This is a genomic window from Congregibacter sp., assembly GCF_965660375.1.
Taxonomy (GTDB): Bacteria; Pseudomonadota; Gammaproteobacteria; order Pseudomonadales; family Halieaceae; genus Congregibacter.
Genome location: NZ_CBFHZO010000088.1, coordinates 1 through 8002, shown reverse-complemented (window position 1 = coordinate 8002; position 8002 = coordinate 1). Strand labels below are relative to the sequence as shown.

Below are 8002 nucleotides of genomic sequence, written 5' to 3'. Positions count from 1 at the left end.
TGCTGATGTTCGGTGCTCACCTGCTCTCGTTGCTCCTTTCCGGGCAAAGCGCCATGAGTACACCCATCAGCCAATTGAGCAGAGCGTCGGGCAGTGGTGTGCATACCGCTGGTTTAATTCTGCTGGCGTTTGTGCACCTGGCCCTGGCAGCGCTTCTGTCGCGTACCGAGTTCAGGTCCCGTCCTTGGATGGCAGCAGTTTGGTTAACGGTTTTTAACGGTGCCGGCCTGGTGTTTATTGCGATTTACTTTTTGAGTGCCCCTGACGCAGTGCTTTTTGGTCCCGATGCCAATGATCCCCTGGCCGTTCTTGCGAGCAGCGTGGGAGTGGTGATGGGCTTACTGCATAAGGACCTGCGTCAAATGGCACCGCGTTGTGCACGCTTTAACGCTGTGTTTTTCATTCTGTGGCTGGCATTGATACCCGTCATACCGTTTATCGATGCCGGCTGGCTGGGCGCTTATGAGCGCACGGTGGGCGCTACCCTGCTGGCATGGTTGGCAATGCTTGCGCTTCTAATTCCCGACGGCGCGGGCCCTAGTAGAGCTTGATGCAGGGCTGAATGTCGTGGCGCTAGGAGACCGCCCAGCCCATCAATGCCACAGCAATAAAGCCGCTCACAAGAGGCCCGACAATCCGGCCGCGCCGGATACCTCTCGCGGCGCCGATTAACAAGGCAATAGCGATTACCAGCGCTATCCAGTCAAACATGCCGTTGACGCCTGCCCCTTTGCCCACGCCTGCAAAGAAGTCTCTGAGCGCTGCCGGGATCCCGGAAAGAAACCCGCCTACCGCTTCGCCGCTTGATTGGGCAAGACCGCCGTCCTGTGTACCTTCGTCCATGGTGCTCACATCGTTGGAAGTTATCGAACTATGGTAGCGTTGTTTGCATTTTTATAGAGATGTGTTCGGTATGAAAACTCAGGCTTTAAAGCTTTTTCATTTTCCCGAAAAGCAGCTTGCACCTCAGCCGGTGCCGTCACGAGCTGTTTTAATCAGGCTGCGATTTGCGCCTGGATCAGTAGGCGCAACTGCTCGTTAAACGCGCCTTCGATGGCGCGGGTTTCTTTGGCGCCGTACATCCCCTTTAGTGTTGTCTCTGAAATTGCGAAGTAGCTCACCGCGCCGATGAGCTGATAGAGCGCTGCAAAAATCTCCGTATCGGATTTTTCGGACCAGGCGTCCAGAGATCGGCCAAGCTGCACAAGCTGATCGAGGAATCCTTTTAAATGCCACGTTTTTGCTGGCGTATGACGATTCCCTATATCCATCAATTCTCTGACAAGCAGCTTTGTCCGTAGCCTTGAGTTGGAGGAGGGTTGGTGCAGCGCGTCAAAGATATTTACCAGCTGCACTTCCGGCGAATCTTCAGTCTCTCGCGTTTGAGTGACCATCGTTTCAAGTTCAGTCGCTATGGAGGCAAGGACTTCACCGTAAAGCTTTTCCTTGGACGCGAAATGATGGAGAACGGCCTGCTTGGTGAGGCCTATTTCCCGGGCGACCTCCGCCAGACTGACGCCGTGCAAACCTCGTTCGGCGAACAATGCTGTCGCTACCGCAAGTGTCTTATCCCGCGTTGATAAAGTGTGTTTTGCTCTCATGTGAACTTACTGATCTCACTAAACCTGCCGTTTATATCTTCGCTTCAGCGAGTTTGATACTTACCAACCGGTAAGTACAATGCTTACCGATCGGTAGGTATATTGCAATCCAAAAATTGACAGTAAATATACGGGGTGCCTGATAATGAAACGGCAAGACGAGCTGGGTCTTAGCGAAGAGTTGCTCCAGCTAAAAAACGCCAACTCTGCATTCCTCGGTGATGGCGTAGCGCTACAGAGTTACGATCACTACCGCAGTGACAAGCGGTTTGCGGATGAAAATAACAAGATATTCCGACGCCTCCCCCATGCCGTTGCCCATAGTGGCGCCCTCGCTGGTTCCAACGCCTTCTTGAGAGCCGAATACGCAGGCGTTCCCTTACTGCTTAGCAGGGACGACCAAGGACGGGCGCATGCCTTTGTTAACGCCTGTCGTCATCGGGGGATGCAGTTGGTGGAAAAGCAAGCCGGTTGCGTCAAGCGCTTTACCTGTCCCTATCACGCCTGGTCCTATGGGACCGACGGTGGTTTTATGGCAGCCCCGCATTTTGATCAGGGCTTTGCAGAACTCGACAAAGCCGAACTGGGTCTTCGGCGACTCGAGTGTGCAGAACGCTTTGGTTTTGTCTGGGTCACCATCGACTCCTCAGATGACCTTCAATTCGACGAGCATTTTGCACCTATTGCGGACGACTTCGAGGCACTGAAGATTGCCGGGCTTGTGGTTGTCGAGGAGACGGTGCTCGATATCAAAGCAAACTGGAAATTGTTGGTAGAGGGTGGGCTGGAGGCCTATCACTTTAAGGTGGCTCACAGGAACACCATCGGCCCTTTCTTTGAGAACAATCTGTCGACCTTTCAGGTCCTGGGAGAACATCTTCGATCAGTGCTACCCCGCACATCCCTGGCAGAGACAGACAGGACGGATGCAGCGTTCAGGCTTTTGGATCATGCAAATATTCTGTATCTCATGTTTCCCAATACGCAGTTCTTGGTGCAGCAGGACCATGTCGTTTGGATCCAGGCCAACCCCCGTGCTGCCGGTCGCACGGAGCTACGCGTAAGGACGCTTGCGCCAGCGGAAGCTACGGAACGCGAAGATGCGGGGGCGTATTGGGAGAAAAATCATCGCATCACCTGCGCCACCCTGGCGGAGGACTTTGCCATTGCCGAAGGGATTCAGCGTTCGGTAAACGCCGGACTCGACCAGTCCATGATATTCGGCCGTTTTGAGAGCGCCCTTGGCGTATTTAATGATACCGTCAAGCGGTGTCTTGCTGGTTGAGTACTTTAGCGACACCTTTAGCCTTGGGGACGCTGTCTGCCTAGCGTTCTTGTCCTGGGGCCAGTATCAAAACTCCGTTTGACTTACGGGTGTTTAACTCAGCCTTTCAAGCTCCCGCTTAAGCAGAAAGGCAATCGCCTTCATCCCCGACTTGCCCGCTTTGTGCTCGGCTCTCGGGTTGTAGTTGGTATTGGTGTTGATGTCGTAGGTGTAGCGCTGTCCGTCGGCCGAGATAATGTTTTCGATACCCGCAACGTGAATGTCGTTGGCGATGAGCATGCGCCGGTAGTCTTCGATGATTGCGTCGTCGAAGTCTTCAATAATTTCGAACTTCGCAGCCGATGTCGCCGGGCAAACGGTGGCGTCCTCATCCTGGCATTCGTCCGCCGGGCATAACAGAAAGCCCTCGGAGGTATCTACGCGGACGGCATAGACAAACTCCTGCCCCACGAATTCGCAGCGGGTGATAAAAGGCTCGGGGGCGGCGATGTATTGCTGAATCAGGGTGATGCCATCAATGGGCTCCTCAAAGGCGTCGCTGGCAACGTAGCTTTCCAATTCTTCCACGGACTGAAAGAGCCGCACCCCCAGACCCTTGCCCGCCCGATTGTGCTTGGTGATGAAAGGTGCCCCCATTTCCTCGGCAGCCTTTGCGAGTCCTGCTTTACCTACTACGGCAATAGTGCGGGGGGTGAGGATGCCCTCGGCTTCCAGGGCGGCATACTGCGCCACTTTGCTCAATTCAAGTTGCAGTGCCCGACCGGGATTCAGTATTCGTCGGTCATGACGCTCGAGCCAGGCGAGTACCGCGGCTGCGTATTCTGGTGCGAAGCGATGATCTCGTGTGTGGGATGAGGCACTCATTCTGTTGTAAAACACGCCCGCTGGCGGGACCTTGGACAAATCCAGCGATCCCTCGTCCAAAAACCAGTCCTCGTAAGGCACACCCAGCATATCAAGTGCTTCCATGAGCGGGGCGCTCCACTCGCGATTCTCGTGGATGATGTGGACCTTGTGCATGAGGCTGCCTTTGTTTGGGGTGCGAGTGACGGAGAGCTTACGACTCGCCGAGCTGACTGGATTGCCCTGCGCACCACTCGGTGAGCACGCGAAAATCGCTTAAGGCTCGCGGGGGCGTGTCGAATGCCGGAGGGCTCTCTCCGGCGGGATGATAAAGAACGGGGAGCATGCCCGCACGCTGCGCGGCCTCAATGTCATAGCGAAAGTCACCGATATAAGCGCAGTGCGCCGGATGAATACGCCATTCCTTCGCTATAGCCAAAAGCGCCTCCGGGTCAGGCTTGGGCGCTGCATCCTCCCTTGCTTTAAGCGGTATGGAAGGCATGCTGAGCCGGTCCATGGTCAACTTAGCGGCGTGACGGTTGTTGCGGGTGACGATAGCTATGGGGATGCCCTGCTCATGAAGCGAATGGAGGGCCTCTTCGGCTGTAGGTATCCAGGTCGCCGCCATGGCGCCCGCGACTTCATGTTTATGGATGACGTCCATGGCGGATTGTTGGGCGTCTTCGCACCTGAGGGTTTCGACATATTCGAGGAGCCCGATACCCGCAGGCGCCCCAATCTCACGGCGCATAGCCGCAAAATCCAGACGGGAGTCCACGAGTGTACCGTCGAGGTCAAAAATCAGGGCTTTCAGTCTGGGATTCAAAGGTCGTAGTCCATGGAGCTGGTGTGTATAGCGACCCTGTGTAGGGTTTTGCCGCGAGAGGGTTTATGGGTTGATTATAACTGGCTATGCCCCTTAGCTTGATTAAACTGGTGAGTCAGTACTCCATACCAATAAGGATAAAACCATGTATTCAGTGACTGAGTTTCTCAAGTCCAATGCCCGAGCAACGCCCGGTGCTCCGGCAACACGGCATCTGGGCCGGAATCACAGCTGGGCAGAGATGCAGGATCGCGTGGCGCGCCTCGCATCAGCGATCCGTGCCATGGACATCGACCCAGGCGACCGGGTGGCGATTCTGGCGCTCAATAGCGACCGCTATCTTGAGTATTACTTTGCGGTCTGGTGGGCCGGTGCAGCGGTGGTGCCCATGAACACGCGTTGGTCTGCTGCAGAAAACGCCTACGCGCTCGGCGATGCCGGCGCGAAGGTTTTGTTTATCGACGATGCGTTTGCGCCCATGCTGGGAGAGATGACCGCAGAACTGTCATTAACGCAGATCGTATTCACCGGTGAGGGTGATACGCCTGATGGCTGTCTTGATTATGAGTCCCTGATCACCGGTAACGAGCCCTGCGAGGATGCGGAGCGAGGCGGAGACGATCTAGCGGGCCTTTATTACACCGGCGGCACTACTGGCTTCCCGAAAGGCGTCATGCTGTCTCAGCAGGCACTGTGGTTTAACAATCTAAGCGTCAGCAGTGGTTCCGTCTACCAGACGAGCGATGTGTATCTCCACGCCGGTCCCATGTTTCATCTCGCCGATGGTGCCTTCTCCGGAGCTGCCTGCACCAATGGACTGTGCCATACCTTTTTACCCGGTTTCGATCCGTCAAAGGTAATGGATTTGCTGGAGGCAGAAAAAGTCACTCACACTCTCATGGTGCCCACCATGCTCGGCATGCTGGTGAATCACCCGGACTTTGATCCAAAGCGGCTGACTGCACTACGTGCTGTTGCTTATGGCGCTTCACCCATGCCCGAGGGGCTCATGCACACCCTGTTGGAGCGTCTGCCGGGTATTGACTGGATGCAGGGCTATGGGCAGACGGAGATGGCGCCCATCATCACCTTGTTACCTGCAGAGAATCATACGCTGGAGGGACCAAACGCCGGGAAGATGCGCTCCGCCGGCCGCGCGGCACCGGGCGTTGAGGTGCGAATCTGTGATGAGGATGGCAACGATTTGCCCAACGGCGAAGTGGGTGAGATTGTCGCCCGGGCACCGGGCTCCATGTCCGGTTACTGGAACCGTCCTGAGCAGACTGAAGAGACACTGAAAGACGGCTGGGTGAATACCGGTGATGGCGCTTATCGCGATGATGACGGATTTATCTTTATCGTTGATAGACTCAAGGACATGATTGTCACCGGCGGTGAGAACGTGTTTTCTGCGGAGGTGGAGAATGCTGTGTCCACGCACCCGGCGGTGGCGGCGGTGTCCGTAATCGGCATTCCTGACGAGCGCTGGGGCGAGACCGTACACGCCATTGTGATACTGCAGGAGGGCAAAAGCGTGACCGTCGAGGAGCTAATCGAACACACGCAAACTATTGCCAACTACAAGCGCCCCCGAAGCATCAGTTTTCGTGAAGAGGCCTTTCCGCTGTCGGGTGCGGGAAAGGTATTGAAAACCGAATTGCGCAAGCCTTTCTGGGAAAACCAGGGTCGGGGTGTCAGCTGAAGCAAAGAATCGCATAAGCCCGCCGAGAAATTCGGCGGCGGATTATAAATCCGCGTAGGGCCGGATCCACGGATCAAGCCTGCTGAGCGACTTTTTTGCACTTTCTGCGTCGGCGCGTGATGGGTAGCTGCCGTAGGCCACAAGGTACTGACCTTTGGTGTCTTGGCTGCTTTTGCTGCGCCGCCTGACCTTGGCAGCACCACCGAGGGCCTGTTGTTCGATAAACGTCCGCGCGGCCTCGGCGGTGCTGAACGCCCCCAGCTGCAGGGTAAAACCGCTTGATGACAATCTCGTTGCATCAGAGCTAGCCCCTTTGCTTGCAGCTTGCGTGATGGCAGGCCCACTCAGGTTTACACCATGGCAGGCAGAGACAGCGAGCTCGTTGCCCGCCGCGACTTTTTGATATTTCTCCCAAAATGCGGCGTCTACTTTTTTACCGTAGGCTGAGGCGGTGCTGCTGCGGTAACGCGCTACTTTGCTGGGTCCGCCGTTGTAGGTGGAATAAGCAGATCGGGCGAGATTTGAAAGCCCCCCGGCCTGCTTGTGCTCGCCCTTGCGAATGGCGTATTTGGTGAGGTAGTCGATAAGCACCTCAGCGCCGGCGTCACTGTTGTAGGCAATGTCCCAGCGCAGACGCTGCTGATCGTAAAAGCCTCGCCAGACCCGCTCGTTGATTTGCATCAGACCTACATCGCCGGTCCCCGATCGTACGGGTACCAGCTTTCTGTCTTTGCTCACCGTGTAGTGTTTCCAGCAGCTCTCCTGCCAGGCCGTTGTGAGCACAAGTTTACGAAAAAGGTCGCGGAAGTCTGGGTTGAGCTTGCGGCTGGCGATGACGTCGTTAATGGAGTTCTCCATAAGCCGGGCAACGAGGGGGAGATACTCGGGCATGTCCTGCCGTTTAGGCGCCCAGCTGTTGAGACGATTATCGTTTGCGGCGATAGCCTTGGAGAAAAAAGAAAAGTCCCAATGCCAGGTCACGGGTGGCGACGCCGTGTTAAAACCCTCTTCAAACAGCTGGCGCAGCTGTGGATCCAGCGCTTCGGAATAAATCAGCAGCTCGTCGCCCGCACTGCCATTGATCATCCGGGCAAGGCGGCGCAGCCCGTTGGCAGAGATGTCGAGTCCCACGCTAGGTCCCAGTTGATCCAGCGCCTCAAGGGCATCGCTGGCGGCGATAACGCTGATAAGCAGCAGATGCTCCTGATCCGGTTGCTCCATGGCAACGCGTTGAATGACCGGCACAAGGGTCTGCCAGCTTTGGAGAAACCATTCCCGGATGAGGTCCATGTCCTCTCCGGTGCTGGGTGCTTCACTCAGTGCGTCGCGCAGGCGATAGCGACTTTCGATGAGAGCCTCCAGCAGTGCGCCCCGTAATTCCTGTAGCTGCGTCGCGGCCGCGTAGTGCTTGACCGCGAGCACCAGCAGCGAATCCATTAATTGCCAACGCTCTTCCCAGCGCTGAAGTTCGTCTTCGTTAAGTGCCCGTTCCGGTTTTAATGGCTCGCTGAGCGGCTGTACAGAAAAGGTGACCTCGGCGTTCATCATTTCTTCGGTGACCTGGAGACCCGTCACGCGGAGCGTTGAAAGCAATGCCTCGATCTGCGTTTTGGAATGCTGTGGCAGCACATCCGGTAAAAACTGCTCCATGGACTGGATTTGCGGCAGTAGATCGACGTTGAAGCGCCGGAGAACGCTGCGCACGCTCGTCTCAGCGAGGGACTGTATTTGTGGGTTGTTCACCG

8 protein-coding genes are annotated in these 8002 nt (G+C 56.1%); 3 read left to right on the top strand and 5 right to left on the bottom strand.

What is annotated here, in order from left to right:
* The coding region (locus ACTG3T_RS08235; RefSeq protein ID WP_439101788.1) for a DUF998 domain-containing protein at positions 1-551 on the top strand (551 nt) is incomplete at its 5' end.
* Between the two features lie 22 nt (positions 552-573).
* Here the strand turns inward: ACTG3T_RS08235 and ACTG3T_RS08230 are convergent.
* Positions 574-843 carry a hypothetical protein gene (locus tag ACTG3T_RS08230; protein WP_439101787.1) on the bottom strand — a complete coding sequence of 90 codons (270 nt, stop codon included), beginning with the start codon at positions 841-843 and terminating at the stop codon, positions 574-576.
* Positions 844-995: 152 nt separating this feature from the next.
* A complete protein-coding gene (locus ACTG3T_RS08225) occupies positions 996-1601 on the bottom strand; it encodes a TetR/AcrR family transcriptional regulator (protein WP_439101786.1) in 606 nt (201 codons plus the stop codon).
* Positions 1602-1746: 145 nt separating this feature from the next.
* Here ACTG3T_RS08225 and ACTG3T_RS08220 point away from each other — a divergent pair, with 145 nt between their 5' ends.
* Positions 1747-2886, top strand: a complete 1140-nt coding sequence (locus tag ACTG3T_RS08220) for an aromatic ring-hydroxylating oxygenase subunit alpha (protein WP_439101785.1) — start codon at positions 1747-1749, stop codon at positions 2884-2886.
* Between the two features lie 93 nt (positions 2887-2979).
* Here ACTG3T_RS08220 and ACTG3T_RS08215 read toward each other — a convergent pair whose 3' ends face one another.
* Complete coding sequence (locus ACTG3T_RS08215; protein WP_439101784.1) at positions 2980-3906, bottom strand: ATP-grasp domain-containing protein; 927 nt, start codon at positions 3904-3906, stop codon at positions 2980-2982.
* Positions 3907-3943: 37 nt separating this feature from the next.
* Positions 3944-4555: an HAD family hydrolase gene (locus ACTG3T_RS08210; protein WP_439101783.1), complete on the bottom strand. Its 612-nt coding sequence runs from the start codon at positions 4553-4555 to the stop codon at positions 3944-3946.
* 145 nt (positions 4556-4700) lie between these two features.
* On the opposite strand from ACTG3T_RS08210, the gene ACTG3T_RS08205 reads away from it, so the two are divergent.
* On the top strand, positions 4701-6257 hold the full coding sequence (locus ACTG3T_RS08205) for an acyl-CoA synthetase (RefSeq protein WP_439101782.1): 1557 nt from the start codon (positions 4701-4703) through the stop codon (positions 6255-6257).
* Between the two features lie 42 nt (positions 6258-6299).
* Here the strand turns inward: ACTG3T_RS08205 and ACTG3T_RS08200 are convergent.
* Positions 6300-8002, bottom strand: a 1703-nt coding sequence (locus tag ACTG3T_RS08200; protein ID WP_439101781.1) for an SPOR domain-containing protein, incomplete at its 5' end; no start/stop codon positions are given.

Bases quoted from the DNA above. Each gene is read 5' to 3' on its own strand.
- ACTG3T_RS08230 (WP_439101787.1), bottom strand. From the start codon at position 843: ATGGACGAAGGTACACAGGACGGCGGTCTTGCCCAATCAAGCGGCGAA.
- ACTG3T_RS08225 (WP_439101786.1), bottom strand. From the start codon at position 1,601: ATGAGAGCAAAACACACTTTATCAACGCGGGATAAGACACTTGCGGTA.
- ACTG3T_RS08220 (WP_439101785.1), top strand. From the start codon at position 1,747: ATGAAACGGCAAGACGAGCTGGGTCTTAGCGAAGAGTTGCTCCAGCTA.
- ACTG3T_RS08215 (WP_439101784.1), bottom strand. From the start codon at position 3,906: ATGCACAAGGTCCACATCATCCACGAGAATCGCGAGTGGAGCGCCCCG.
- ACTG3T_RS08205 (WP_439101782.1), top strand. From the start codon at position 4,701: ATGTATTCAGTGACTGAGTTTCTCAAGTCCAATGCCCGAGCAACGCCC.